Annotated in this window: 1 protein-coding gene; it reads right to left on the reverse strand. The window is 31.5% G+C overall.

Going from position 1 to position 1053, the window contains the following annotated elements; translation table 11 throughout:
• Positions 1 to 217 precede the first annotated feature (217 nt).
• Entirely contained in the window at positions 218 to 730 is a 513-nt protein-coding gene (locus tag DWY01_RS12040) for a DUF6431 domain-containing protein (protein WP_117996159.1), read from the reverse strand.
• Positions 731 to 1053 lie beyond the last annotated feature (323 nt).

Consider the following 1053-nt stretch of genomic DNA (forward strand, 5'->3'; position numbering starts at 1 on the left):
ACCACCTTCTTACTGTATGAGGGTGCACTCCAGCCTTTGAACCTGCATCTCGAAAGAAATCACTTTTTGATTTGTACGTATCTATATTTCCAGATACAAGTGGTGCAATAAATCCATATCTTTTTAAAGCTATTTCCTGTGCTGTTTTATGATCCATTATAAATTTTCCTCCTTACAGCGACATAATATCCAAGGAAACGGCATAATTCCTCACACCTTATGTGGAAAGGGATAAAAAAATATTCCTAGTGCATTTAATCTGCATAAACTGTAATGAAAAACTTTTAAAACAACTCTTAAATAGATCAGGATTCAATCTCATACTTTCAGATATCAGTCGCTCTTTCCAGTACTTTTGAAACTGGGACCGAATATAATAATATGAATATTCATTAATTTCTTCATTCCATTCTATCCAGTCAATGAATTTATTAAGAAAGTCTGATTGAAGAGCTTTTAGATGAACTTCCAAAGCATATTGAGAATAAGGGACGATAAAATACAAAAGCACTGCATGAGTGGATTTACAACTCATACATTTAACACGAAGGATCCGCAAAGTGACTGAATGTTTTTTGTATTTAACTTTACGAGTATAATAGCCATGTTTTTGAAAATCATGATGTTTACATTTAGGACATATTAAGGAATACAGATTTAAAGAATCTATGAATTTTTTATATGATTCAGCATCTACCTGGTTGACGTTAGCCTTATAAACAGTTATCATAATCTTGTTCGTAAGAGCGGAGAGTAAAAAGAACTCATTGGCGTGCGTTGGTTTTACTCTCTTTTCTTTTTCTCACTTTCTATAGAAAATATTATAAAAGTCATAACACATAATTTGAATAGATTTTATTCAAACTTGTGCTATGACTTTTTCATTTAATTTGATTAGATTATTAGTTTTCATACTCAATTAATTAGGCAATCAACACCTTGTACAATGTTTTTTGCCTCATCCTTATCATTCACATACGTACAAGCTGTATAGTAAAGCTTCTTGCTTGTAAGATCTATTAGTTTGGCATATGCCTCTTCATCCTTATTTCT

Origin of the sequence: Eubacterium sp. AF22-8LB (assembly GCF_003458715.1) — a bacterium.
In the GTDB taxonomy this organism is placed as follows: Bacteria; Bacillota_I; Bacilli_A; order Erysipelotrichales; family Erysipelotrichaceae; genus Holdemanella.